The organism is Streptomyces angustmyceticus (assembly GCF_019933235.1).
Taxonomy (GTDB): domain Bacteria; phylum Actinomycetota; class Actinomycetes; order Streptomycetales; family Streptomycetaceae; genus Streptomyces; species Streptomyces angustmyceticus.
Window position 1 is genome coordinate 3,229,612 of sequence record NZ_CP082945.1, and the last position, 26,369, is coordinate 3,255,980.

Genomic DNA, 26,369 nt, shown 5'->3' on the forward strand with positions numbered 1-26,369 from the left:
AACCCATCCTGAGCTGCGAGTTCACCGTCGGCGACGGCGATTGTCAGTGGGGCGCCGTAGCGTCGGTGACATGAATCCGCAGGGGGAACGCTGGACGACGGATCAGGTGCTCGCACTGGCGCCTGACGAGGCTTCGCGCAAGGCGGGCGGCAAGCTCGCGGCGCCGGGACCGTGGTCGGAATCGGGCGCGGACGCGAGCGCGGTGTGGGGACAGTGCAAGGGCAGCGGCAAGAAGCCGTACCACACAGTCGTGGATCTCAACGGTCCCGCCTTCAAGTGCAGTTGCCCGAGCCGCAAGTTCCCGTGCAAGCACGCGCTGGGGCTGCTGCTGCTCTGGGCGGGCGGCGGCCCGGAGGTGGCGGCGGGGGAACCGGCGCAGTGGGCGGCCGAGTGGCTGGCCGGGCGCCGTGCGCGCGAGGAGCGGTCCGCCGGCCCGGCCCCGGGCGGCGGCGCCGCGTCGCGCGCGCCGGCCGACCCGGAGGCGGCGAAGCGGCGGGCGGAGCGCCGGATGCAGCGGATCGGCGCCGGTGCGACGGAACTGGAGCAGCGCCTGGAGGATCTGCTGCGGTCCGGGCTGGCCGCGGCCGGCCACGCCGGCGGCGGGCTCTCCCGGCCGGGCGGCGGCCCCGGCGGCTCCTGGGACGAGACGGCCGCCCGCATGGTCGACGCCCAGGCACCCGGGCTCGCCTCGCGCGTGCGGGAGCTGGGGGCGGCGGTGGCCTCCGGTCCCAACTGGCCGGCCAGGCTGCTGGAGGAGTGTGCCCTGCTGCACCTCCTCGACCAGGGGTTCCTCGGCATCGAACGGCTGCCGGCGCCCCTCGCGGCGACGGTCCGCTCGCGCGTCGGGCTGACCACGGACGCGGCGGATCTGCTGGCCGGCCCCGAGGCGACGACGGTCCGGGACCGCTGGCTGGTGCTCGCCCAACAGGACGCCGACGACGGCAGGTTGCTCACCCGCAAGATCTACCTGCGCGGCGAGCGGACCGGCCGGATGGCGCTGCACCTCTCCTTCGGCGCCAACAACCGCCCTCTGGACCTGGCCCTGCCGCCGGGCCTGGTGCTCGACGCGGACCTCGCCTACTACCCGGGCGCCCGCCCGCTGCGCGCCACCCTGGGCGAGCGGCACGCCCCGGCGGCCCCGGGGCCCGTACCGCCCGGCTGCGGCGTCGATGCCGCCCTGGCCGCGTACGGCGACGCGCTGCGCGACGACCCGTGGCTGGACTCCTGGCCGGTGGTCCTCTCCGAGGTCACCCCGGTCCCGGGCCCCGACGGCGAGAGCTGGCAACTGGCCGACGCGGACGGCGAGTCGGCGCTGCCGCTGGACCCGCGCTGCCTGGGCCGTACGAGCCTGTGGCAGCTGGCCGCCATATCGGGCGGCGCGCCGATCACGGTCTTCGGTGAATGCGGCCACCGCGGCTTCCTCCCGCTGACCGTATGGGACCCGTCCCCGGTGTCCCTGTGATCCAGGACCCCGCCGCCCCGCCGGCCACGGCCTCCCGCCACCCGCACACGCCGTCCACCACCGAGCCACCGAGGAAGGGCATGACGACCACCACCACGCCCACGTCACCCACGTACACCGGCCCCATCAGCCCGGCCGCGCCTGACAGTTCCGCCCCCACTCCGCCCGCCCCGACCTCCCCGGCTCCCTGGGACGAGCTGGTGAGCGCCGCGCTCCTCGGGACCGAGCGGCGCACGCCCCCGGTGGCGGTGCGCTCCGGGCAGGGCGCCGCGGCCGCACTGCTCGACGCGGCCGCGGTGAGCACGGTGCGCCGGCGCGCCGCGCTCCGCCCCGCACCCGCAGGTGAGCGCCCCGCCCCGGCCCCCGCCGACCCGCGGCCCCCGTTGCCGCCCGCCGCGCGCCGCCGGCTGTCGCTGCTGCTCGCCGACCGCGGCGGCGGTGGAGGCGGCAGCCGCCGCGGCACCGCCCCCGACCTCACCGAGCTGCTCCCCCAGTGGCTGGCCGCCGCCGGCGAGTACGGCTATCGCGCCCCCGAGGCGCTGCTGCCCGCACTCCTCGACGCCGCCCGCGCCCGTACGGACCTGCGGCCCGCCGCGCTGGCGCTGGCGGGGCCGCGCGCCCTGTGGCTGTCGCGGCTCAACGCCGAGTGGAAATTCGCTCTCCGGGGGATCGGCGGCCCGGCCGAGCTCTCCGGCGACGAGAGCCCCGACGGCGTGCAACGCCACTGGGGGGAGGGCTTGTTCGCCGAGCGGGTCGCCCTGCTGACCGCGCTGCGCCGCCAGGACCCACGGACCGGCCTGGCACTGCTTTCCACGACCTGGTCCACGGAGCGGGCCGAGGACCGCCTGATGTTCCTCGACTCGCTGCGCGAGGGCCTCTCCGCGACCGATGAGCCCTTCCTCGAACAGGCCCTGTCCGACCGCAGCCGCAACGTCCGCGCCACGGCCGCCGAGCTGCTCTCCACGCTCCCCGGGTCCGCCCTCGCGGCCCGGATGGCCCAGCGTGCGCGCACCTGCGTCGGCCCGGACCGTACGGCGGGTGCGCCGGCGATCACCGTGGAGGCGCCCCACGAGTGCGACGCGGGCATGCAGCGGGACGGCATCGCGCCCAAACCGCCCGCCGGGCGCGGCGAACGGTCCTGGTGGCTGGGCCAGTTGGTGGAGGCGGCCCCGCTGGACGGCTGGCACGGCCGGTTCGGGGGCCGCGACGCGGCGGCGATCGTCGCGCTCCCGGTGGGCGACGACTGGCGGACGGAACTGCACGACGCCTGGTGCCGCGCCGCCGTGCGCCAGCGCAACGCCGACTGGGCGCGGGCGCTGCTAGGCGCGCCGGGCGCACCGTCCCAGGCCGCCGAGGTCGCGCCGGCCGGCTCGTCGCGGGACCTGACGAAACTGCTGACCGTGCTGCCGGACGCCGAACGCGCCCGGTGGGTGGCGGAGTTCATCGCGGTCCACGGCCTGTCGGAGGCGTTCCGGATGCTCGGCGTGTGCGCGGTCCCCTGGGCCGAGCCGCTGGGCGGCGCCGTCGTCGACGCGCTGGACATCGCCCGGGACGCGGGCAGCTACCCCTGGAGCTTCAGCGGGGTGATGGGCCTGGCCGAACGCTGCCTGGACCCGGCCGCGGCGGACCGTCTCGACCTGCTCACCGCCGTCACGGACGAGCCCGAGGGCGCCTCACCGGGCTCCGGCGGCTACTGGGCCGAGTCCTTCCAGCGCCTCGTCGGCACCCTGCGCCTGCGCGCCACCATGCACGCGGAACTCACCGCCCCCTCACCCACCGGCCACAACGCCCCGGACGACCACGACCCGCTGGCCGCCCCCGCCGACGCCCACACGAACCCCCGGACCGGGCCCGGGGCCGGGACCGGCGGCGAGGCCGCTGCCCCACCCCGCCCCACCCGACAGCCCCTGGCCCCATGACTGTCCGCTCCATGATCGTCCGCCTCATGACGAGACCCCTGCCCCGCGCCCCAGCCACCCCATCGGCGTCGGAGCCAACGCCCATGCCAACGCCAACGCAGGCGCCGACGCCCGCCTCAGGCGTCCCCGCCGCCTCAGACCGCCAGCGACCGGACGTTCGCGTTGACCCACTCCACGATCGAGGCCGTCGTCGCGCCCGGCGTGAAGATCTCCGCGACGCCCTGTGCCTTGAGCGGGGGGATGTCGGCCTCGGGGATGATGCCGCCGCCGAAGACCTTGATATCCGCGGCGTCGCGCTCCTCCAACAGGGCGATGACCTTCGCGAAGAGGGTGTTGTGCGCGCCGGAGAGGATGGACAGGCCGATCGCGTCGGCGTCCTCCTGGATCGCGGTGTCGACGATCTGCTCCGGGGTCTGGTGCAGCCCGGTGTAGATCACCTCCATACCGGCGTCGCGCAGCGCCCGCGCGATGACCTTGGCGCCCCGGTCGTGCCCGTCCAGGCCCGGCTTGGCCACGACCACACGGATCGGACCCGACCTGCCCGCCGCGCCCTGGTTCCCCGCCTGCGCTCCGTCATGCCGAGCCACACTCATCACTGCCTCCAAGCCATGCACGGCACTGTGGTGCCGCCGAGCCGACAATCGATCGCGCGACCGCGATCCGGCGGCCACGAGCGTGAACGAACGTTATCGCCAGCATCGCGTACCCAGCCGTTTCGTGACATCCGGGGAGGGGGAAATCACACACGGGACACGTTCGCTACGCGCCGTGTTCCGCGTGTCGTGACGCCATGGCCGGGCGGATCCGTACGCGCGGGGCGGGCGCTCGGGGAGTCGCAGCCGGGCCACCGCGCCGCCGGGCGCGCATCAGGGCGGGTACGCCGCATGTCCGCCGTCGCTGCGCATGGCTTCCCACGAGGGCATACGGGGGTCGAAGCCGCCTCCCGCGTGCCGTTCGGGAGGTCGGCCATGCAGGCCCTGCCCTTTCTCTCCGCACCCCTGGTGTTCGCGCGCCTCTTCGCCGAGCCGCTCCGGCGCGCCCGCCGGCTCCCCACCCGCACCCCTTCCCTGCTCGTGCGCAGCACGGTCGTGGAGCTGGCGGTGCTCGCCGGTCATCTCCTCCTCTACCCGACCGGCATCTCCCAGGAGCGCCCCGCGCCGGGAGCCGCCCCGCACCCCGCGACCGGCCCCCCGGAAGGGCACCCGGCGCCACAGCCCGTGCCGTCCGCGCCCGGCACACCCGGCACGCCCGGCGTGCCGTCGATGCTGCCGACGGAGGGCCGGGCCCATCCCCCGGTCCTCCTGCTCCACGGCTTCATCGACAACCGCTCCGTCTTCCTGCTGCTGCGCCGCTCGCTGCACCGGCACGGCTGGCGCCATGTCGAGGCGCTCAACTACTCCCCGCTGACCTGTGACCTGCGCAAGGCGGCCGAGCTGCTGCGCCGGCACGTGGAGGAGGTGTGCGCCCGGACCGGCCATCGCCGGGTGGACATCGTGGGCCACAGCCTGGGCGGTCTCATCGCCCGCTATTACGTGCAGCGGCTCGGCGGCGACACCCGCGTCCGTACGGTGATCACACTCGGGACCCCGCACTCCGGGACGGGCGTCGCGCCCTTGATGTCGGCGCACCCGATCGTCCGCCAGATGCGGCCCGATTCCGAGGTGATTGCGGAGTTGTCGCTTCCGGCGCCGCATTGCCGGACGCACTTTGTCGCTTTCTGGAGCGAGGAGGACCGGGTGATGGTTCCCGCCACTACGGCCAGAATCAATCACCCGGATTTGCATGCGTTCAATGTGCATGTCGCCGGTGTCGGACATCTCGCCCTGCCGGTCAACGGCACCGTCGCCGCGGGCATCCGCGACGCGCTGGCCTCGGCGGATCCGGCCGAAGGGGCCGCGGACGTCATATCGGTGGCCTGACGCCGCCACGGAACGGGCGGCCCGGTCATGCCCCTGCGCGCCGCCGGAACGGCGCCGCGGGACCGTTCCGATCATGGCGCGTTGCCGAACAATCCTCGAACGGGGTGCCAAGAGCTCGCATGGGACTGCCGAAAGGCGGCCAAATGCCCGGTCCGGCCGAACCCAAAACCTGTGGAAGATTGTCGCCGCCGCGTACCGCCGGGTACAGTCGCCGCTAATTCTCCTGCTGCCGAGGCGAAAGAGAAGTTGGTGAACGACCGTCACCCATCGGGGGCCCCGCTCCCGACCGGATCTGCTTCTGACGCCTCGTATGCGCATTATCCGGCCTACGACACCTACGAGCAGCAGCATTCCCCCTCGGGCAGCGCCGAATACGGCGATGGCGACCCGCTCTTCGGCTCGCTCCCCGGCTCGTACGAAACCGGCATGTACGACACCGGCTGCTATGACACCGGGACGCACGGCGCGGTTGCCCACGGCATGAGCGCCTACGGCACGGGCACCTTCCACACCGGCGGGTACGACACGGGGACGTACGACGCGGCGGGCTACGGCACCGGCGCCTACGACACCGGCGGCTACGCCCCGTCGCAGTGGGACACCGGCGCCTACGAGACGGGTGCCTACGACAGCGGCGCCTATCCCGCCGCCGACCCGCACGCGGCCGCCCCGGGCTACGACCCCTACGCGCACACCGCGTACGACGCCCCGGCGCAGGACGCGACCGCCTACGCGTCCCACGGATACGACACGGCGGCCTCGTACGAGACGACCGGCTACGAAGCCACCGCCTACGGGCACGGCGGGTACGACACCGGGAGCCACCCCACCGGCACGTACGACACCGGGAGTTACGCCGCCGTCGGATACGACACCGCCGGCGCCTTCGACACCGGCGGCCACCAGGCCACCGCGCTCCAGGAGACCGCCGACCACGAGGCCACGGCGATCTGGACGACCACGGACCGGAACCTCATCGCCGGCATCCCGGCCCAGGCCGGCCCGCCGCCCGAGGACACCGTCCTGTGGGACTCCACCCCCTGGAACGACACCGCGCACACCGACGCCGGCCGGCACGACGGCGAGCAGTTCGACGCCGACGTCTTCGAGGCCGGCCGGCCCGGGACCGACGGCACCTCCCCCGACGAGGGCGGCTTCGGCCACACCGGCGGCTTCGACAACGCCGCCCGCGCCGAGGACGGCGAGGCCGCCGCCGTGGCGGAGGCCATGACGCAGGCCATGCCGGTCACCCCTCCGGCCCCCAGCAGGCGGCGGGTCGCCGGGCCGGACGCCGGCACGACCGTCCGCGGCCGGGGCCGCAAGCGCCCGGTGAAGCGGTCGGCGCTGCTGACCGTCGCCGTCCCCTCGGTCGCCGCCATGGGCGTGTGCGCCGTGGCAGCCGCCGCCGTCACCGGATTCACCGGCGACGACAAGGGCGACGCGACCGCCCAGGCCGCGCCCGACCCGGGAGCCGTCAAACCGTCGGCGGCCAACAACAAGCTCGACACCCAGCTCGCCGGACTCAGCGCCAGCGCCGACGACTTCCGCGACCGGGCCAGCCGTACCCAGGAGCGGATCGACCTCAAGCAGCGCCAGGATCTGGAGCGCAAGCGCAAGGCGGAGGAGGCGGCCCGCAAGGAGGCCGCCCGCCCCAAGTTCGTGCTGCCGGTCACCCAGCACGGCCTGAGCGCCACCTTCGGCCAGGCCGGGGTGAACTGGATGTCCGTGCACACCGGCATCGACTTCCCGGTCAGCTACGGCACCCCGGTCATGTCCGCCACCGACGGCACCATCCGCACCCAGTGGAACTCCGCCTACGGGAACATGGCGATCGTGACGGCGCCCGACGGCACCGAGACCTGGTACTGCCACCTGAGCAGCACCAAGATCCGTTCCGGGTCGGTCAAGGCCGGGGACCAGATCGCCTATTCGGGCAACTCCGGCAACTCCACGGGACCGCACCTCCACTTCGAGGTGCGCCCCGGCGGCGGCGCGGCGGTCGACCCGCAGCCCTGGCTGCGCGACCACGGCCTCAACCCGAACTGACCGGCGCACCGCCGGGTGACGGAGCCCGTCACCCGGCCCGCGCGGCTCCTACAGCTTCTCCACCGGCGCGTACCGCAGCAGCAGCCGCTTCGGCTTCTCGCCGCCGAAGTCGATCGTCGCCTCGGCGTTGTCGCCGCTGCCCTTGACGCCGACGACCGTGCCCAGCCCGAAGCTGTCGTGGGTGACGCGGTCGCCGACGGCCAGGGAGACCACCTGGCGGTCGCCGGAACGGCGGGTCGCGAAGCCGCTCGGCCCCTTGGCGCGCGACGACAGGGCGGAACCGAAGCCGCCGCCTCCACCGCCCGCCGACATGCCGCCCATCGACGCGGAGGGCGTCGCCTGGCCCGTGCGCTTCCACTCCAGGTAGTCGGCCGGGATCTCCTCCAGGAACCGGGAGGGCGGGTTGTACGAGGGCTGGCCCCAGGCGCTGCGCATCGTCGAACGGGTGACGTAGAGCCGCTCGCGGGCGCGGGTGATGCCCACGTAGGCGAGCCGGCGCTCCTCCTCCAGCTCCTTGGTCTGGCCCAGCGAGCGCATGTGCGGGAAGACGCCGTCCTCCAGGCCGGTCAGGAAGACGACGGGGAACTCCAGGCCCTTGGCGGTGTGCAGCGTCATCAGCGTGATCACGCCGCTGCCCTCTTCGTCCTCGTCCGGGATCTGGTCGGAGTCGGCGACCAGCGCGACCTGCTCCAGGAAGTCGGAGAGGGTGCCCGGATTCTCCTCCCCTCGGTCCTGCTCGAACTCCAGGGCCACGGCGGCGAGTTCCTGGAGGTTCTCGATCCGGGTCTCGTCCTGCGGGTCGGTGCTGGCCTGGAGTTCGGCGAGGTAGCCGGTGCGCTCCAGGACGGCTTCCAGGATCGTGGCGGGGCCGGCGCCGGACTCGACGATGGTGCGCAGCTCCTCCATGAGGACGTTGAAGCGCTTGACGGCGTTGGCGGAGCGGGCCGCCATGCCGTACGCCTCGTCGACCCGGCGCAGCGCCTGCGGGAAGGTGATCTTCTCGCGCGCCGACAGGGCGTCGATCATCGCCTCGGCGCGGTCGCCGATGCCGCGCTTGGGGACGTTCAGGATGCGGCGGAGCGGGACGGTGTCCTCGGGGTTGGCGAGCACCCGCAGGTACGCGAGGACGTCGCGGACCTCCTTGCGCTCGTAGAAGCGCACCCCGCCGACGACCTTGTAGGGCAGCCCGACCCGGATGAAGATCTCTTCGAAGACACGGGACTGGGCGTTGGTGCGGTAGAAGACCGCGACGTCGCCGGCCTTGGCGTCGCCGGCGTCCGTCAGCCGGTCGATCTCGTCGGCGACGAACTGCGCCTCGTCGTGCTCGGTGTCGGCGACGTAGCCGGTGATCCTGGGGCCGGCGCCCGCCTGCGTCCAGAGGTTCTTGGGGCGGCGGTTCTCGTTGCGCTCGATGACGGCGTTGGCGGCGGACAGGATCGTCTGCGAGGAGCGGTAGTTCTGCTCCAGCAGGATCGTCGTCGCGTCCGGGTAGTCCTCCTCGAACTGGAGGATGTTGCGGATCGTGGCGCCGCGGAAGGCGTAGATCGACTGGTCGGCGTCGCCGACGACGCACAGTTCGGCGGCGTCCTCGGCGGGGCCGACCAGCTCGCGGACGAGGGTGTACTGGGCGTGGTTGGTGTCCTGGTACTCGTCGACGAGGACGTGGCGGAAGCGGCGGCGGTAGTGCTCGGCGACGTCCGGGAAGGCCTGGAGCAGATTGACCGTGGTCATGATGATGTCGTCGAAGTCCAGGGCGTTGGCCTCGCGCAGCCGCGCCTGGTACATCGCATACGCCTCGGCCAGCGTCTTCTCGAAACCATCGGCAGCCGTCCCGGCGAAGGTCTCCTCGTCGATGAGCTCGTTCTTGAGGTTGGAGATCTTCGCGCTGAAGGACTTGGGCGGGTAGCGCTTGGGGTCCAGGTCCAGATCGCGGCAGACCAGGGCCATCAGGCGCTTGGAGTCGGCGGCGTCGTAGATGGAGAAGGACGAGGTGAAGCCCAGCTTCTTGGACTCGCGGCGCAGGATGCGGACGCAGGCGCTGTGGAAGGTGGAGACCCACATGGCGTTGGCGCGCGGGCCGACCAGCTCCTCGACGCGCTCCTTCATCTCGCCGGCGGCCTTGTTCGTGAAGGTGATCGCGAGTATCTGGCCGGGGTGGACATGGCGCTCGGCCAGCAGATGAGCGATGCGGTGGGTGAGCACCCGGGTCTTGCCGGAGCCGGCGCCGGCGACGATCAGCAGCGGGCCGCCGGTGTGCACCACGGCGGCCTTCTGCTCGTCGTTGAGCCCCTCCAGCAGCGCCGCGGGGTCGATGGCGGGGCGGGCGGCGCCGTCGCGGTAGTACGCCTCCTGGGGCGGGGGCGCGTCGAACCTCCCGCCGAAGAGGTCGGCGGGGATCTCCTCCGGGGCCGGGCCGTGCTCGTCCTCGGGGGGCGGCGGGGGCTCCCCCTCGTCCTTGTGGCCGAGGTCCGCCAGGAAGCTGTCGTCAAAGAGGCTGCTCATCGCCCACCGAGTCTAGGCCGCCGCACCGACAGCCCGCCGCTGAGTCGCCCGATGCGGGCCGCTCCGGGGGCGGGCCGTGGCACCGCGGCAGGTCAGGCGGCCGGGAGGTGCGCGGACCGGTCGGCGGCTCGTCTACCCGAAACCGACATCTGTCACGACAACCCCCGCATCGCGTTCAGGTCACGAAAAGGTTTCGGGCATATCGAACATCAGCCTTCACAGGAGCCACACGAGTTGGCTAACGTCCTCGCTCAGGCAGCCCGCCTCCCCGTGGACGACAGGTCCGCACGGGCCGCCCACGCCGAGTCCGGCCCTGCCCTCGGGCACCCGGAGCCGGGGACCCACCAGCACCACCGGGGTGAATCGGTCCGGACAGCCGCCGTCCGCGGACATCCGGACCGTAGGGCAAGCCTTCCGTCAGCGACACCGCCCGAACCCGACAGCTAACCCGGTAGGCGGTCCACGGAAGGAGTCGCCGGCCTTGGCGTCGCATCGCAAGCCGCGCACCAGCATTCTCACCTCGCCCGGAGGACGACGAACGGCGGTCGGGCTCACCTCCGCCGCCCTCGCCTCGGCCACGCTGCTCTCGCAGTCCGCCGACGCGGCCCCCCGGGCGCCCAAGCCCACCATCGAAGAGGTCAAGCAGAAGGTCGACGGCCTCTACCGCCAGGCCGAGGTGGCCACCCAGAAGTACAACGCCGCCAAGGAGCGGGCCGAGACCCAGCGCCACACCGTCGACAAGCTGCTCGACGCCGCCGCCAAGCGGGCCGAGGAGATGAACGAGTCCCGGCGCCGGCTGGGCACGTTCGCCTCGGCGCAGTACCGCACCGGGGGCATGAACCCGACGGCGCAGCTGATGCTGGCCAAGGACCCGCAGCAGTTCTTCGACCGCAGCCACCTCATGGAGCGGCTGACCGGCCGGCAGAAGCAGGCCGTCTCCGACTACCAGGAGCAGCAGGCGGCGGCGGCCCGGCAGCGGGCGGAGGCGACCCACAGCCTGGAGCGGCTGCAGACCTCGCAGGCGTCCCTCAAGGAGTCCAAGCAGTCCGTCCAGGCGAAGCTGGCCGAGGCCCGGCAGCTGCTGTCCCGGCTGACCGCCCAGGAGAAGGCGCGGCTGGCGGAGCTGGAGCGCAAGAAGGAGGCCGCGGCCAAGCGCAAGGCCGAGGAGGAGGCCCGCAAGCAGCAGGAGCGCGAGCGGCAGCAGCAGCACGACGGGGGCGGGCAGAGCGGTGGCGGCGCCGACGACGGCTCGTCCGCCGGACCGTCGTCGAGCCAGGCCGAGAAGGCGCTCGCCTTCGCCCGCGCCCAGATGGGCAAGCCGTACGTCTGGGGCGCGACCGGGCCCAGCTCCTACGACTGCTCGGGGCTGACCCAGGCCGCGTGGAAGGCCGCCGGCGTCAGCCTGCCGCGGACCACCTGGGACCAGGTCAAGGTCGGCCAGCGGGTCGCCACCAAGGACCTCAAGCCCGGTGACCTGGTCTTCTTCTACGACGACATCAGCCACGTCGGCATGTACATAGGCGGCGGCAAGATGATCCACGCACCGCACCCGGGCGCCAGTGTCCGGGAGGAGTCGATCTACTACATGCCGATCTACGGGAGCGTCCGCCCGGGCTGAGCCCCGGCCCCGCGCCCCCTCCGAACCACCCCCCACGGCCACCCCCCACACGCCACCGCGCGGCCCCCGCCCTTCCGGCGAGGAGGGCGAGGACCGCGCGGTGTGCTGTGGCGGGGCCGTCCGCCCGGCGGCCGGAACCCGGCCGGCCGCCCACCGCGCTCAGGTCCAGAGCACGGCGATGAAGATGTTGGCCACCGTCAGCGCGCCGACCGCGCCGAAGAGCGGCGCGTCGACCTTCTCCTCGTCGCGCTTGACGTAGACCAGCGCCAGGATGACCACCAGAACGGCCATCTTGATGCCGAGCTTGACGGTGTTGAGGCTGTGGCCCTCGGCCTGGTTGAGGCCGACCAGCACGATGCCGGTGACCAGCATCGTCAGCGCGCCGTGCAGCATCGCCGGCACGAAGCGGGCGGTGCCCGCGCCCATCGCCTTCATCTGGGTCAGGAAACCGCCCAGCAGCGAGGCGATGCCGATGATGTGCAGGCCGACGAAGATATTGATTACTACGTCCATAGTGTCGGATCGTAGCCGCCGCATAGCACGGCCCTTCCGGCAGGGCGTCCGCAATCGCCGCTTCGGTCAGGCCGGACCCGCTCCCGGCCGCGTGACCACGGCGCCACGGTCACCCACGCACCATCCACGGTCGAAAGCGAACAATCCCGGGCAAGGGGACTCGTCGCCGCGACCCGCAGGCTTAGCGTCCTCCTCCAGGCGGCCGACTCCCCGCCCTCGCCGGGCTCCCACCGGCGTCCTGTCGGCCGCCCCGCCGAGAGGTGCGGCGGCGGTCCGTTCCCTCGTTACGGACCGCCGCCGGGCCCACGGCTCGAAGGGAAGGAAGTGACGGCCACCGTGGCCTCGCACCGCAAGCCCCGGCAGCATCCGCTCGCCGCGTTCACCGGCGGCTCACGCAGCGCACGCACCGCCCGCGCGGCCGCCACCCTGGCCCTGGCCGGCGCGGCCACCGCCACCGGCTTCGACGGCACCGGCCAGGCCGCGCCCCAGCTCACCCCCGCCCAGGTCAAGGACCGGGTCGACGCGCTGTACCAGGAGGCAGAGGTGGCCACGCAGAGCTACGACGGCGCGAAGGAAGCCGCCGGCACCGCACGCGAGGAGCTCGGCAGACTGCAGGACGAGGCCGCCCGCAGGACCGCCCGACTCAACGCCGCCCGCACCGAACTGGGCACCATGGCCGCGAGCCAGTACCGCTCCGGCGGCGTCGACCCGACCGTACGGCTGCTGCTGTCCGCCGACCCGCAGCGCTATCTGGACGGCGCCGCGGTCCTGGAGCGGGCGGGCAGCCACCAGGCGACCGCGGTGGCCGGCTACGCGCGCCGGCTCGGCAGCGTACGGCAGGTGCAGCGGCGCGCCGAGGACACCGCGCAGCGGCTGGCGCAGACCGAGGCGGCGCTGAAGAAGCACCGGGTCACCGTCGTCCACAAGCTGGGCGCCGCCGAGCAGTTGCTCAACCGCCTGACCGCTGAGCAGCGGCAGCGGATGGCGGCCCGGGGCGGCGCACACGGCGGCGCGGCGCACCGCGCGGAGCGCGCCGCGGGGCACGGGGACGGCGTCGCCGAGGCGGCCCGCACCGGCGCGGGAGCCGCCGCGGCCGCGGCGCAGGCGCCCGACTCCCGGGCCGCGCGGGCCGTCGCCTTCGCCTACGCCGCCCTCGGCAAGCCGTACGTCTGGGGCGCGACGGGACCCTCCGGCTACGACTGCTCGGGGCTGACCCAGGCCGCCTGGCGGTCGGGCGGTGTGTCGCTGCCCCGTACGACCTACACCCAGATCAGCTCCGGGCCGCGGGTCGCCAGGTCCCAACTCGCCCCCGGCGACCTGGTGTTCTTCTACTCCGGCATCAGCCACGTGGGGATCTACGTCGGGGACGGCAAGATGATCCACGCGCCGCACCCGGGGGCGCCGGTGCGGATCGCGCCGATCGACCAGATGCCGTTCGCGGCGGCGACCCGGCCTGCCTAGGGGGTGTCGGCCATGGTCCGAACGGCACTCCCTAGCTTCCGTGCTGGGCGCTGGGGCGCTGAGGCTCGGCCCTGAGCTGGGTCCCCAGCCACTGGAAGACCTGCGGCACCTGCTGCTTCCACACCGCCGTGGTGTGGCCGCCGGCGCCCGAGATCTGCTGGACATCCACCGTGGTCGGGAACCGCGCCAGCTGCCGAAGACCGAGACCGGCCTGGTAGCCGTCGCCCGCCGCGCCCGTCACGTACAGGGCCGTGCGCGGCGGCCGCCCCATCGCGTTGGCGGACTTCAGGATGTGCATCGGGTTGGACTCGATGCGCAGCTTGGGGTCCTTGCCGGCCAGGGAGTCGCGTTCGAGGGCCGGGTCGTTGTAGCCGGACAGGGAGACCGCGGCGCGGTAGCGGTCCGGGTGGGACAGGGCGAGCTTGGTGGCGCAGTGGGCACCCGCCGAGTAGCCGGCCAGGGCCCAGGAGTCCGGCTTGTCGCCCGCCCGGAAGTTGTCGATGATCATCTTGCGGACGTCGACGGTCAGCCAGCTGTCGGCGTTGACCTTCCCGGGGAGGTTGACGCAGCCGGTGTCCGCGCCGGGCAGGAGGTTGGTCCGCGGCGCCACCAGGATGACCGGCCTGATCTGACCGCGCTGCATCAGCGGCTGGAGCTGCTCGGCCACCCGCAGCGAGCCCATCCAGGACTTCGCCGACCCCGGGTAGCCGGGCAGCAGCTCGACCACCGGGAACTTCTTGTTCCGGTAGGCCGGGTCGTTGTACTGCGGCGGCAGCCATACGTACACCTCGCCCGCCACGCCCGAGATCCGGCCCCTGAGGTCGGTCATCTGGACCCCCGGGCCCACCTGGGGGTCGTCGGCGGGGCGGAAACGCTGGAGCTGCTTGGGCTCGTTCCTGATCTGCTGCCCGCCCATGCCGTCGGGGCCGAGGTCCCGGGCCGCCTCGACATGGCTGCCGGTGCCGAGCAGGTCGTCCCAGGTGTCGTAGAGGTTGTTGGCGTTGTTGACCATGACGAAGACCACGGTGATGGCCGTGACCTGGGCGAACAGCAGCATCAGCAGCCGGGCGAGGCCGCGCAGCAGGGGCGGCCCGGCTATTCGGCCCCACAGGGCGAACGGCAGCACGAAGGCGACGATCAACAGCGTGACCGAGGTGAGGAAGAAGGGCGTGCCCGTCAGGCTCATCGGGATCTCGCTTCCAGGACAAACTACGCGAAGGACGTGGGGATGGTTCCGCCCCCGCCTTCGGCAGTGAGCCTCTCCGCGCCCTTAGATGGTGATCCGCGTGGTCCTGGTTGCCCGTCTTCAGCCGTTCTTTACGTTCCGCCCCGCGGCGGCCGCCTCATCCGGCCGCCGGACGGCCCTCGCAGGTCAGACCAGCCGCCGGGCGGCGGCCCAGCGGGTCAGCTCATGGCGGTTGGAGAGCTGGAGCTTGCGCAGCACCGCGGAGACGTGGGACTCCACGGTCTTCACGGAGATGAACAGCTGCTTGGCGACCTCCTTGTACGCGTAGCCGCGGGCGATCAGCCGCAGCACCTCGCGCTCGCGCTGGGTGAGGCGGTCCAGGTCCTCGTCGACCGGCGGGGCGTCCGTCGAGGCGAAGGCGTCCAGCACGAAGCCGGCCAGCCGCGGGGAGAACACCGCGTCGCCGTCGGCGACCCGGAAGACCGCGTTCACCAGGTCCGTGCCGGTGATGGTCTTGGTGACATAGCCGCGGGCGCCGCCGCGGATGACCCCGATGACGTCCTCGGCCGCGTCCGAGACGGAGAGCGCCAGGAAGCGGACCGGGCGCTCCGTGTCGCCCATCATCGCGGCGCTGCGGCGCAGCACCTCGACACCGCCGCCCCCGGGGAGATGGACGTCCAGCAGGACGACCTCGGGGCGGGTGGCCGTGATGACCGTGAGCGCCTGGTCGACGTCGGCCGCCTCCCCGACCACCTCGACGCCGGTGCGCGCGGTCTCGCCGATCTCGGCCTGGACGCCCGTACGGAACATCCGGTGGTCGTCGACCAGCACGACCCGTACGGTCCGGCCCCCGGCCGTCCCGCCGCCGGCCGCTTCGTCGCCGGCCCGGTCCTGCTGTGCGCCCTCGCTGCTCATCTCTTCCGCCCGTCCCTCGGTGTCTGCCCCGTCATCATCCCGTGCTCCCGCCCGCGGTGCCGCCACCGGCCGTCGCCCGCCCGGCCCGGTCAGGTGCCGCTCTCCGCCGGGCGTTCCATCTCCAGCTCGACGACCGTGCCGCCCTCGGGGGCGGAACGCAGCCGGGCCGTACCGCCGTTGCGCTCCATGCGGCCGATGATGGACTCCCGTACGCCCATCCGGTCCTCGGGGACCGCGTCCAGGTCGAACCCGGGGCCGCGGTCGCGCACCGAGACGAAGACCGTACGGCCCTCGACCTCGGCGTACACCTGCACCGCGCCGCCCTCGCCACCGTACTTGGCGGCGTTGACCATCGCCTCGCGCGCGGCCTGCATCTGGGCGCCCAGCGCCTCGTCCAGCGGGCAGTCGCCGACGACCACGACCTCGATGGGGACGCCGTGGTGGTCCTCCACCTCGGCCGCGGCGGCGCGGACCGCCTCGGCGAGGGTGGCCGGTTCCTCGTCCTCGTCCTTGCCGCGGCCCTCGGGTTTGTAGAGCCAGGCGCGCAACTCCCGCTCCTGGGCGCGGGCCAGCCGTGCCACCTCCCTGGGGTCCTCGGCGTTGCGCTGGATCAGGGTGAGGGTGTGCAGCACGGAGTCATGGACATGGGCGGCCACTTCGGCGCGCTCCTGGGCGCGGATGCGCATCAGCCGTTCCTCGGAGAGGTCCTGGGTGATCCGCACGAGGTACGGGCCCGCCAGCAGCGCGATGCCGACGACGACGGCCAGCGTGGCCTGCAGCACCGAGCCGAGATGGCGCACCGACCCCTGCAGCACGACGATGCCGGTCACCCCGACGCCGACCAGCAGCACACCGGCCGCGCCGCGCAGCACCGGCAGCACGCCCTTGCGGCGGCCGAGCTCCAGCCACTGCGCACGGCGGGAGTTGTCGGCCTGGCGCCACACCAGCGCGACACCGGCGCCGATCAGCAGCACCGGCCAGACGTAGCCCCTGGCCTGGCCCACCTGGAATCTGGAGGCGACGACCGCGGCGCCGATGAGCAGCGCGATCAGCGCGAAGACCTGGCCCTTGTCGGGCTTGTGCCGCCGCAGCCGCTTGCCGCCGGCCGCGGCGGGGTGCCGGTGGTCCACTCCCCCGACGCCGAGCGGAACGAAGAACCAGAACGCGGCGTACAGCAGCGCGCCCATCCCGTCGGCCAGGAACAGGGCGACGAACACGATCCGCACCCAGGAGACCGGCAGCCCCAGATGCCCCGCCAGACCGCGCGCGACACCGCCGAGCATCCGCCCGTCGGCGCTGCGGTACAGCTTGCGCACGGGCGGCTCGTCAGGGTCCGGCGCCGGGGCATAGGTCGTCTCGGCGCGGCGCGGAGCGGTGGTCATGCCCCCGATCGTCACACGACGCCGGGGCCCGGGACATCAGGGGCGACCCTGAATACATCCCTGACGTTTCGGGTCAGCTCTTCGGGTCGGTGCGGCGGAAGCCGTCCTTCACCACCGCGAAGACCTTCTCGAACTTGGCCCAGTCGGCTTCCGGAGCGGAGACATAGAGCGCGTACTCCTTCGCGCCCTCACGACCGAAACCGAGGTCGATCCCCCGGAACGTGCGGGCCCGGCCTCCGAAGGTGAATTCCCAGATCGCGGCGGGGTCGCCCTGGAAGGTCGTGGGCTGCATCCGCAACTGCTTGTAGACGGGGTAGAGCTTCTTGAAAGCCACCTCTACAGCCTTGAAGTGCTCCACCTGATCGGGCGAGGAGAAGTCCAGAGCACTCAGGGTCAGCCGGGCGCGCTCGGGCTCGGAGGCATAGACGATCTGCCGGCCGCCGTCCTCGACCTTCCGCGTCCAGCCGTCGGGCACCGGAAGGGTCACCCCCACCCCGGCCTCCGTGACCTTGTGGTAGCCGTCGGGGAGCGCCGGTGGCGGTCCGATGCTGCTGGCGGGGCGGTTGGGAACCGGGGCGCCCTTGCCGGAGGCCTGCTGGGACACGCCGTCGGCATCCTGGTGCATCAGGTACCAGGCCGCGCCGGCACCGCCGCCGGCGAACAGCATCCCGGCGGCGCTCCAGACCAGGACCCGCACCACACGCCGCCCACGGGACATGGTCCCTGCCTGCGTCTCCGTACGGTCCCCCGCGGCCGTGCCGCCGCCGGCCGTGTCCGCGAGGGACAGGGGACCGGTCTCGGCGGCGCCGATGCCCGTACCCGTGCCCGTTCCCGAGCCCGTGTCGGAGTCCGTGCCCGCGGAACTCCCGGCGCCGGTCCCGGTCCCGGTGCCCGTCCAGGTGCGGCCCGACGCGGTCGCCGTCCCGTTGGCGTGCGGCACCGCACGGGTCGGCGCCTCCGTCTGCCCGGTCTGGCCGCCCGTCCCGGTCGCTTCCTTGTCCCCGCGGCCGATCGTGCCCAGAGCCAGCGTCGGCCAGCCGAGCAGCGCCGTTTCCGCCTCGGCCTCGACGGCCCGCAGGGCCTGCTCGACGACCTCGGCCGTCGGGCGGTCGGTCGGCTCCTTGGCGAGCAGCGCCTCGATCAGCGGGCTCAGCGAACCGGCGTTGCGCGGCGCCTCCAGCGGGTCCATGGCGATCGCGTACGCCGTCTCGACCGCGGTGTCCTTGCGGAACGGGGGCTTCCCCTCCACCGCCTGATAGAGCGTCGCACCCAGCGCCCACAGGTCGGAGGCGGGACCGGGGCTGCCGCTCCTGACCCGCTCGGGCGCCAAGTAGTCGATGGAGCCGACCAGTTCGCCCGTCTTGGTGAGCGTGGAGGTGCCGCTGGCGACCGCGATGCCGAAGTCGGTGAGCACCACCCGGCCGTCCTCGCCGAGCAGTACGTTGCCGGGCTTGACGTCACGGTGCAGCACACCGGCGGAGTGCGCGGCACGCAGCGCCGCCACCATGCCGCGTCCGATCCGGGCGGCCTCCCGCGGGGGAACCGAACTGTCCTGCCGGGCCGCTTCCTTGATGAGGTCCCCGAGGGTCGTCGAGGGGACGTACTCCATCACGATGCACGGCATCCCGGCGTCGTCCACGACGTCGTGCACCCCCACCACATTGGGGTGGTTGATGCGCGCCGCGGCCTGCGCCTCGCGGGTGGTGCGCTCATAACGCCTCGCCAGTTCGTCCGCGTCCAGATGCGGCGCCACATGCAAACGCTTGATCGCGACCTGGCGCCCAAGGACTTCGTCCCGGGCACGCCAGACGGTGCCCATACCGCCCTGGCCTATCCGCTCAACCAGGCGATACCGCCCGGCGACCAGTCGCCCCTCGTCCACCGACGCCGCCTCCGTCACCGCACGCCCCTCCGGAAACCCGTACGTATCCAGGGCGCAACGATAGTCGCCCCGGCCGGCGGAAAGCCCTCCCCCCACCGCGCGCCCGCGCAGGTGTTCGTGCGCGAGCCGGAGGCGCCGGGGCATATGCGAAGCCACGAGGGGTTTCGGGACCCCCCTGGGGCATCTCGGGGCCGCCGGCGGAAAATCTCAGGGATCTGCCAGGGTTTCCACGGATGCCCCACCTCCCCGGCCCAGGTCACCATGGGTCCATGAACGATGCAGCCCCCGGCGAGGAGCCGGCACCCGCCGGCCCCGCCGACACCCCCGCGCCGCACGCCCCGCTGCGCCGCAGCCGGCGCCACAAGGTGATCGGCGGCGTGTGCGGCGGGCTCGGCCGCCAGTGGGATCTCGACCCGGTGATCTTCCGGATCGTGCTCGCCGTGCTCTCCGTCGGCGGCCTCGGCCTCATCGCCTACGGCTTCGCCTGGCTGCTCATCCCCCTCGACGGCGAGGACGAGAACGAGGCCCGCAGGCTGCTCTCCGGCCGCGTCGAGGGCTCCGCGCTGACGGCCCTGCTCTTCGCGCTCGTCGGCTGCGGGCTGTTCCTGACGACCCTCGCCAAGGGCAGCATGCTGTCGTTCGCCATCATGCTGACGCTGGCGGCGGCCGGTTCCGCGTACTGGTCGCGGCGGCGCCGGGAAGTCGAGGCCAAGGGGCCGGAGTCGGTGGACGCCGCCACCGCCCAGGCCGTCGCCGACGCCCCGCCCGAGACCACGGCACCCCCGGTGCCGACCGGCCCGTCCTGGTGGCGCAACCAGCACTCCAAGGGCGGTCCGCCCTATCTGTGGGGGCCCGACAACACCCCGCTCCCGCTGGACATCACCTACCGCCACGAGCACGGCGCGGGTGCGCCGGCGGACGGCCGGCCCCGCGCCCGGTCCGACGCCGGCGGCCCGCCCGGCCCGTCCCCGGAGGGCGCCCCCTCCGCCCTCTCGCCCCGGGCAACTCGCCGCAGTGGCCACCCGATCGGCGGCTGGACGTTCCTCCTCGCCCTGCTCGCCGGCGGCGCCACCGCCTCGACCGTGTTCCACCAGGAGGGCTTCGTCCCCTCCCTCCAGGCAGGACTGGCGGCCGCACTGGTCGTCTTCGGCCTGGGACTCGTACTCAGCGCCTGGTGCGGACGGACCGGCGGCGGCACGGTCTTCATGGTGGTGCTGACGGCCCTGCTGCTGGCGGGCGCGACGGCGGTGCCCGACAACCTCACCACCGACTGGCGGAAGAACACCTGGTCCCCCACCACCCTGGCCGCCGTCCGGCCGCATTACGAGGTCGGCTCCGGAGAAGGGACGCTGGACCTCTCCGGCCTTCCCCTCAAGGGCGGCCATACGGTCCACACCAGCGCCGAAGTGGGCTTCGGCCGCCTCCAGGTGACGCTGCCACGCGGTGTCACCACCCGCCTGCACATCTCGCTCGGCCTCGGCGACGTCCAACTGCCCGGCGAATCGCCGCACGACGTCAACCTCTCGGCGGGCGGCGAGAGGACCCTCACGCTGCCCGCCGACGGCCTCAAGAAGGGCGAGAAACCACGCGGCTCGCTGGTGCTCGACCTCCACATCGGCGCGGGCCAGGTCGCCATCGAGCGCCCGACACCGTCCTCCGCCCCCACGACGCCCGCCGCCTCCACCCCCACCCCCGCGGCGCCCGACCCGGCCACGCCCACACCGGAGATACCCGACGCGGCGACCCCCACCCCACCGACACCCGGCCCGGCGGCGCCCGCGCTGCCGACCGCCCCGACCCCCGAGGGAGCCCCCGAGTGAAGCGCCACCGCTTCGAACCGGCCCGCCTGATCTCGGGCCTCACCGCCCTCACCCTCGGCACGGGCTACGGCCTCGACGCCCTCGGCCACTGGCACGCCCCCGGCCTCTGGCTCTTCCTCGCCCTGCCCGCCGGCCTGCTCCTCTCGGGCCTCACCGCCGCCATCCGTGCCACGACCCGCCGCGACACACCGCCGCCCACCGAACCGCCGCCCGCGCCCCACACCTGACGCGCCGGGACGAGCCCGGACGCACCGACACGGCCCGACGTCGCCGCCCTTGACGCCTGTCCCGGCGCGCTCCTGAGCGGCAGGACCGACGAGGCGGGAAGGAGCCCGGGGCCGCCACATCCAAGAGGTGCCGTGCCCACCCAAGAGGTGCCGTGCCCACCCAGGAGGTGCCACGCCCAGAAAGTGCCGCCCAGGAAATGCCAAAGGCAGCCTGCCCCCAGCCGAAGGGAAACCCGCCCCCAACCGAACAGCCGCGCCCGTCCGAACAGCCGCGCCCAGCCCACCAGCCAGGTCCGTCCGAACGGCTGCCGCCGGCCGGACGGTCGCCTCTAGCCGAACAGCTGGGTCCCGTGGCGCCTGCGGCGGTGTGACCAGGCCGCGTCGAGGGACAGCATCGGGGTGCCGGCCAGGATGAGCGGGACCCAGGCCATCAGGTAGGCGAGGTCGTTGCCGTAGTAGTACGGCGTGGTCGCCCAGCTCACGGTGAGCCACAGCGACAGCGAGATCAGTGCACCGCCCAGGGCCGCCAGCCGCCCCAGCAGTCCCACGAGCGTCCCGAGGCCCACTGCCAGTTCACCGGCCGCGATCGCATAGCCGAAGCCCACCGGGCTCTTCTGCGCGAGGTCCACGAGCTGGGGCAGCGCCGCCGTGTCGTGGACCTGGCGCAGCATGTCGCCGATCGACCCGGAGCCGCTGGGTGCCAGGAACGCCGGGTCCAGCAGCTTGTCGATGCCGGCGTAGAGGAACGTGGCGCCCAGGAACAGCCGCAACGGGAGCAGCGCATGACGCCCCAGTCGGCCCCGCGCCCCGGCGGAGCCCTCGACGGCCACCCCTCCCAGTTCGGCACCGATCGTGCGATTCGCGTGAACCATGACGTCCGCCTCTCCGTTGCCTCCGGGCGCAGACGATTGTGCCCCCGGCCACGCCTCCTGGGGAGATACGTACGCACGTGCGCGAGAGGTTCAACGAAGCGACGCACTTCCGGCGGCGGGGGCACACACTTTCGTCACGCGGCGGCGGCCGACGACGCCCGAAGCCTCCGGCGCCCTGCCCACAGCCCCTCGCCCCGAGCCCGCCGCCCGCACCTCCCGATCACCGCGCCGCACCTCCCGGCCACCGCGCCGCACGATCCCGGCCGGAGCCCCCTCCCCCGACCACCGCGCCCACACTCCCGACCGCCACCCTCCCGGCCACCGCGTTCCCGCCCCGCCGGGCGCCGCCCTCAGTCCAGGACGTCGACGGGGTAGCCGTTCGACTCCACACCCGCCGCGGTGATCACCCGGACCGTGACCCGGCCCGGCTCGACGTCGACCGGCACCGGCACGGTCAGCACCCCGTCCGTGGGGTTGGCGAAGCCGCCGGCCACCGGCACCAGGGGGACGGGGACATGGACATCGCCGATCCGCACCACGGTCCGGGCGAGCCCGTCGGGGGACCCGGCGCCCGGCGGGACGAAGCCGGCGCCGCGGATCTCGATGTCATCGCCGGTACGGACCGGCGCGGCGAGGTCGCCCAGCTCTCGGGAGCGGACGACCGAGAGGATCACCGGCCGTCCGCCCACCACGGCCTTCCCCCACAGGGAGGTCGCCCCGGAGAGCGCCAGGAGCACCACCAGGCCCCAGGGCAGTTGCGGCACATGCCCCGGCTGCCCGGCCAGCCGCACCAGGGCGTACACCAGCACGGACGCGTTCACCAGGACGTACTGCACGTCCAGGAGGCTGCCCCGGCCCGCGTCGTCCGCCAGCAGGTCGGCGGCCCGCGGCCGCCCGGCGGGAACCTTCTGCAGCCGCCCCGACCGCACCCGCGCCGACACCAGCCCGTACGCCACCACGGCCACCCCGCACCCGATGGCGAGCACCGCCAGCAGGGAGCCGGAGCGGGCGAGTTCCAGGTCCCGGAGCAGGGCGCTCCGCTCGTCCGGCGCGGCGGTCGCCGCCAGCTGCACGACCGTCGTCAGCACGATGTAGAGCACCGCGGCCGCCCAGCCCGTCGCCACCGTCCGCGAGGTGGACAGCCGCCCGTCCTCACCGATCAGCGGCGCCAGCACCCCGCCGTGCGCGCGGTGCCACCAAGCGGTCGCCGTCAGCAGCAGCGCGAGCACGACGGCCGCGAGCAGCCCCGCCGTACGGGTCACCGTCCAGCCGCCGCCGAGGGCGGTCAGCGCCTGCCCGAGCAGCAGCGCGATCACCGCGCCCCAGACGACCAGCAGGGTGCGCTTGCGTACGGACGTCAGCCAGGTGGTTCCCTCGGCGGCGCCCCGCTTGGCCACCTCCCGGGCGGACAGCGTCAGCTCGTCGGAGACCCACTGCCGGGCCGCGCCGGCGGAACGGGCGAGTCCGGCCGGCACCCCGTGCCCGGCGGCGAAGTCCTCGCGCAGCGCTATGAACGCGGCGACCGCCTCCCGGTGCCCCGCACGCGCCCCGTGCGGGCACTGTCCGCACCGGCACTCGCCGCCGGCGGCGCGCTCCGCGCCGTCCCCCGGCTCGCCCGCTCCGGCCATCCTGCCCGTCGCCTCAACCGACACGTCCGTTACCGCCCCGCCGCCGCTCGCCGCCAACTTGTTGGGTACAGAGGCGAATTGTGCCCCAACCGGCCGGGGCGGATATCAAACGTCCTGCTGGCGGCGGGTGGTGGGCGCATCGGCGCGTTGACGTACGCGAAGCGGCAGCCACGGCCGTCACACGCGCCCCACTGGATACGCACCGATGTACGCAGGGTTCCGCACATCTGACCGGCCCCCGACCAGGAAGTCCCGGCGTTTCCCCTATTCGGGCGAACCGGGGCACGGCGACGGCTGAGCGCCCCGCGCGCTGCGCAAGCTCCCGCCGTGTGCCAAATACACCGGACTCTCGCCTGCCATCACCGCGTTGACCTGGACGAACCATCGGCCCCGGACAGCCGTACGCAACCGCCCGGATGCCACGAACCCGGCGGACGCCACGAACCCGGCGGACGCCATGCGCTCGACGGACCCCATGAACGCAACAGGACCTACGCACTCGACGGCCCTCATGAACGCAACAGAGCCCATCCGGCGGCCCGGCCCCCTCAACACCCCGCGGCCCGGCGCCGCCCCCGTCCCCTGCATTCCCCACCTCCCCCGCGTCCCCGCACCGTCCTCCGGCGCCTGGGGGCCGGGATTCTGGCGGCCGTCGCCTTCCTGCTGCTGAGCGGGGCGGCCGCGCTGCTCGTCGGCGTGCCGTCGGCGACCGCCCAGGACCGGTACCGCCGTACGCCGGACGGCGACAACTGCGCCTACGCGGGTACCGCGCCCCCGGTGGACGTGCCGACGGGCTTCCCCATGCCCCGCCACTGGCACTTCCCCTGCACCGGCAAGAAACCCCCGCCGTCCCGCACACCGGCTCCTCCCCCACGGAGCCCGAAGCCCGCACCGCCACCACCACCGCCACCACCCGCCCCCAGGCCCAAGCCGACACCACCACCCCCACCGCCCCCACCGCCACCGCCGTCCCCAACTCCCCATATCCGCCCCGCGGCGCCGCCGCCCGAGCCGAAGCCCAGGCCCAGGCCCACGCCCTCCGTCCGCCGTCCGTCGCCTCCGCCCGTCCTGCCCCGCAGCTACGCGCCGGTGTCCCACAAACCGCGCGCCGGGCGCTCCGTGGTGACCACGACCTTGCTGATCACCGCGCCGGCCGTGCTGGCCGGCGCCGCCCTCCGTCCCCGTTCGAGCTCCTCGTCCGGTTCCGCCGGGCGCCGTTCCTCGTAGGAGGTCCCATGTCGCAATGGCTGGTGCTGACTCTCGCCATGGTCGTCGCCTGTGGCGTCGTCCTGACCATCACCGTCCTCAAGGAGCGCCGGATCAGTGAGGACGACGACCCGACCGAGACACCCGATGTGATCGAGTACCTGACGATGATGGTGGGGGTGGTGTACGCGATCGTGCTGGGCCTGGCCATCGCCGGTGTGTGGGAGGCCAGGAGCGCGGCCGAGGACACCGTACGGACCGAGGCCCAGGCGCTGCACGAGGTCAGCGCGCGGGCGCGGGCCTACCCCGCGCCGGTGCGGGACCGCATCCGCTCGGACGTCGACGCGTACGTGTCCTACGTCGTGCACAAGGAGTGGCCGGTCATGGCCGAGAAGGGCGAGTTGACCGACCGCGGCACAACGCTGCTGACGAAGGTCCGGGCGGACGTCACCGACTACCACCCGCGCAACGACTTCGAGGGGCAGTCCTACCAGCCCCTCGTCGACCAGGTCGCGGTGGCCGACGGCGCCCGCTCCGCCCGTGCGGACGCGGCCGATTCGACGCTGCCGGGCGTGGTGTGGTTCGGGCTGATCATCGGTGGCGCGATCTCGGTCGGCGTCATGTTCACCCTGCAGATCCGGCGCTCGGGGCGGGAGTTGCTGATGGCCGGGCTGTTCAGCGCGTTGATCGCCTTTCTGCTGTTCCTGGTCTGGGACTTCGACGCGCCCTTCAGCCGGGGCATCGCCGCGACCGCCGCACCGTTCGTCGACCTGTTCCCGCATCCGTGAGACGCGCCGGGGACCGGGGAACGGCCATCCGTCCCCGGGCCCCGGCCGGCCAAGGGATGCCGCCCCCGGCACGCCCGGAAGGTGCCGTCCGGTACGCCCAGAGGCGCGCCCCCTAGCCGAAGAGATCCGGCTCGCTGCGGGCGATCTGCTGGTACAGCGGCTGGTAGTTGATCCAGGCCACCAGGTCGTTGCCCAGCTGTTCGCGGGTGCGGACGGCGTCCTGGTGGTCGATCAGGACCGGCTTGCCGGCGGCCTTGGCGGTGAGCTGGACCTGGCAGGAGCGTTCCATCGTCAGGAACCACCACGCCGCCGCGTCCACCGAGTCGCCGACCGTCAGCAGGCCGTGGTTGCGCAGGATCACGGCCTTGTGCGGGCCGAGGGCGGCGGCGATCCGCCGGCCCTCCGCCTCGTCCACCACCACGCCCGTGTAGTCGTCGAAGAGCGCGTGGTCCTCGTAGAACGCGCAGACGTCCTGGGTGATCGGGTCCAGCAGCTCGCCCAGCGCGGCGAGCGCCCTGCCGTACGTGGAGTGGCTGTGGGCCGCCGCGACGACGTCGGGACGGGCCCGGTGGACCTGGGCGTGGATGGCGAACGCCGCCTGGTTGACGTGGTAGCGGCCCTCGACGACCTTGCCCTCCGCGTTCACCAGCAGCAGGTCGCTGACCATGATGTGCCGGAACGACATCCCGAAGGGGTTGACCCAGAAGCAGTGCGGGAACTCCGGGTCGCGGGCGGTGATGTGGCCCGCGACGCCCTCCTCGAAGCCGTGGTGCCCGAAGAGGCGCAGCGCCGCGACCAGGCGTTCCTTGCGATGGCGCCGCTCGGCCTCCACGGTCTGATGCGTCGGCGGCATCGCGAACTGCAGCTGGTCGGTGGGTATGGGGGTCGGCTCGGGCATCGCGGCTCTCCTCCTGGCACGTACGGCTCTTGATGCTCGATGCGGAAGCTACCTTCCACTACCGCAGGTAACCAGGGCCGGGGACGAGGGGAATGCCCCGGCCCGCGGGACGCGGACACGACGAA

At 73.5% G+C, this 26,369-nt stretch carries 18 protein-coding genes, 1 pseudogene and 1 riboswitch; of the genes and pseudogenes, 9 read left to right on the forward strand and 10 right to left on the reverse strand.

Annotated features, from left to right (window positions below):
• Window positions 1–70: 70 nt before the first annotated feature.
• Both K7396_RS14455 and K7396_RS14460 read left to right on the forward strand, forming a co-directional pair.
• Window positions 71–1,462: an SWIM zinc finger family protein gene (locus K7396_RS14455; RefSeq protein WP_152104701.1), complete on the forward strand. Its 1,392-nt coding sequence runs from the start codon at window positions 71–73 to the stop codon at window positions 1,460–1,462.
• An 80-nt stretch (window positions 1,463–1,542) separates the two neighbouring features.
• A complete protein-coding gene (locus K7396_RS14460; protein ID WP_223659951.1) occupies window positions 1,543–3,381 on the forward strand; it encodes a DUF5691 domain-containing protein in 1,839 nt (612 codons plus the stop codon).
• A gap of 134 nt (window positions 3,382–3,515) precedes the next feature.
• Here the strand turns inward: K7396_RS14460 and K7396_RS14465 are convergent, their stop codons facing one another.
• Window positions 3,516–3,974, reverse strand: a complete 459-nt coding sequence (locus K7396_RS14465) for a cobalamin B12-binding domain-containing protein (RefSeq protein ID WP_086719975.1) — start codon at window positions 3,972–3,974, stop codon at window positions 3,516–3,518.
• Between the two features lie 375 nt (window positions 3,975–4,349).
• Between K7396_RS14465 and K7396_RS14470 the strand changes: the two genes are divergently transcribed.
• Together K7396_RS14470 and K7396_RS14475 are read left to right on the forward strand one after the other, a co-directional pair.
• Window positions 4,350–5,300, forward strand: coding sequence for an esterase/lipase family protein (locus K7396_RS14470; protein ID WP_086719973.1), 951 nt, complete (start codon window positions 4,350–4,352; stop codon window positions 5,298–5,300).
• 249 nt (window positions 5,301–5,549) lie between these two features.
• Window positions 5,550–7,346, forward strand: coding sequence for a M23 family metallopeptidase (locus K7396_RS14475; RefSeq protein WP_086719972.1), 1,797 nt, complete (start codon window positions 5,550–5,552; stop codon window positions 7,344–7,346).
• A gap of 48 nt (window positions 7,347–7,394) precedes the next feature.
• Here K7396_RS14475 and pcrA read toward each other — a convergent pair whose 3' ends face one another.
• Entirely contained in the window at window positions 7,395–9,848 is a 2,454-nt protein-coding gene (pcrA, locus tag K7396_RS14480) for a DNA helicase PcrA (RefSeq protein ID WP_086719971.1), read from the reverse strand.
• A 289-nt stretch (window positions 9,849–10,137) separates the two neighbouring features.
• Window positions 10,138–10,321: riboswitch (cyclic di-AMP (ydaO/yuaA leader) on the forward strand.
• A gap of 8 nt (window positions 10,322–10,329) precedes the next feature.
• Here pcrA and K7396_RS14485 point away from each other — a divergent pair.
• The gene (locus K7396_RS14485) at window positions 10,330–11,466 is read left to right on the forward strand and encodes a C40 family peptidase (protein WP_152104702.1); all 1,137 of its coding nucleotides are present in this window, start codon (window positions 10,330–10,332) and stop codon (window positions 11,464–11,466) included.
• Window positions 11,467–11,625: 159 nt separating this feature from the next.
• On the opposite strand, the gene K7396_RS14490 is transcribed toward K7396_RS14485, so the two are convergent.
• Window positions 11,626–11,979 carry a hypothetical protein gene (locus K7396_RS14490; protein ID WP_152104703.1) on the reverse strand — a complete coding sequence of 118 codons (354 nt, stop codon included), beginning with the start codon at window positions 11,977–11,979 and terminating at the stop codon, window positions 11,626–11,628.
• Between the two features lie 324 nt (window positions 11,980–12,303).
• On the opposite strand from K7396_RS14490, the gene K7396_RS14495 reads away from it, so the two are divergent.
• Window positions 12,304–13,440, forward strand: a complete 1,137-nt coding sequence (locus K7396_RS14495; RefSeq protein WP_086720674.1) for a C40 family peptidase — start codon at window positions 12,304–12,306, stop codon at window positions 13,438–13,440.
• Between the two features lie 31 nt (window positions 13,441–13,471).
• Here K7396_RS14495 and K7396_RS14500 read toward each other — a convergent pair whose 3' ends face one another.
• The 4 genes from K7396_RS14500 to K7396_RS14515 all read right to left on the reverse strand — a co-directional run bounded on the left by K7396_RS14500 (window position 13,472) and on the right by K7396_RS14515 (window position 18,742).
• Window positions 13,472–14,626, reverse strand: a complete 1,155-nt coding sequence (locus K7396_RS14500) for an alpha/beta hydrolase (RefSeq protein WP_086720673.1) — start codon at window positions 14,624–14,626, stop codon at window positions 13,472–13,474.
• Between the two features lie 186 nt (window positions 14,627–14,812).
• Window positions 14,813–15,541: a LuxR C-terminal-related transcriptional regulator gene (locus K7396_RS14505; RefSeq protein WP_086720672.1), complete on the reverse strand. Its 729-nt coding sequence runs from the start codon at window positions 15,539–15,541 to the stop codon at window positions 14,813–14,815.
• An 89-nt stretch (window positions 15,542–15,630) separates the two neighbouring features.
• On the reverse strand, window positions 15,631–16,923 hold the full coding sequence (locus tag K7396_RS14510) for an ATP-binding protein (protein ID WP_086720671.1): 1,293 nt from the start codon (window positions 16,921–16,923) through the stop codon (window positions 15,631–15,633).
• 73 nt (window positions 16,924–16,996) lie between these two features.
• Window positions 16,997–18,742, reverse strand: coding sequence for a serine/threonine-protein kinase (locus K7396_RS14515; protein ID WP_233476811.1), 1,746 nt, complete (start codon window positions 18,740–18,742; stop codon window positions 16,997–16,999).
• Window positions 18,743–19,074: 332 nt separating this feature from the next.
• Between K7396_RS14515 and K7396_RS14520 the strand changes: the two genes are divergently transcribed.
• On the forward strand, window positions 19,075–20,625 hold the full coding sequence (locus tag K7396_RS14520) for a PspC domain-containing protein (protein WP_152104704.1): 1,551 nt from the start codon (window positions 19,075–19,077) through the stop codon (window positions 20,623–20,625).
• Window positions 20,622–20,852 (forward strand): hypothetical protein, encoded by a 231-nt coding sequence (locus K7396_RS14525; RefSeq protein WP_152104705.1) that lies wholly within the window; start codon window positions 20,622–20,624, stop codon window positions 20,850–20,852. The genes K7396_RS14520 and K7396_RS14525 overlap by 4 nt, the downstream gene beginning before the upstream one ends.
• Before the next feature lie 329 nt (window positions 20,853–21,181).
• On the opposite strand, the gene K7396_RS14530 is transcribed toward K7396_RS14525, so the two are convergent.
• Complete coding sequence (locus K7396_RS14530; protein ID WP_152104706.1) at window positions 21,182–21,724, reverse strand: TQO small subunit DoxD; 543 nt, start codon at window positions 21,722–21,724, stop codon at window positions 21,182–21,184.
• A gap of 350 nt (window positions 21,725–22,074) precedes the next feature.
• Window positions 22,075–23,352: a hypothetical protein gene (locus K7396_RS14535; protein ID WP_152104707.1), complete on the reverse strand. Its 1,278-nt coding sequence runs from the start codon at window positions 23,350–23,352 to the stop codon at window positions 22,075–22,077.
• A 1,235-nt stretch (window positions 23,353–24,587) separates the two neighbouring features.
• Between K7396_RS14535 and K7396_RS14540 the strand changes: the two genes are divergently transcribed.
• The gene (locus K7396_RS14540) at window positions 24,588–25,346 is read left to right on the forward strand and encodes a bestrophin-like domain (protein ID WP_086718410.1); all 759 of its coding nucleotides are present in this window, start codon (window positions 24,588–24,590) and stop codon (window positions 25,344–25,346) included.
• Between the two features lie 112 nt (window positions 25,347–25,458).
• Here K7396_RS14540 and K7396_RS14545 read toward each other — a convergent pair.
• A pseudogene (locus K7396_RS14545) lies at window positions 25,459–26,250 on the reverse strand (class II aldolase/adducin family protein); the annotation flags it as partial.
• Window positions 26,251–26,369 lie beyond the last annotated feature (119 nt).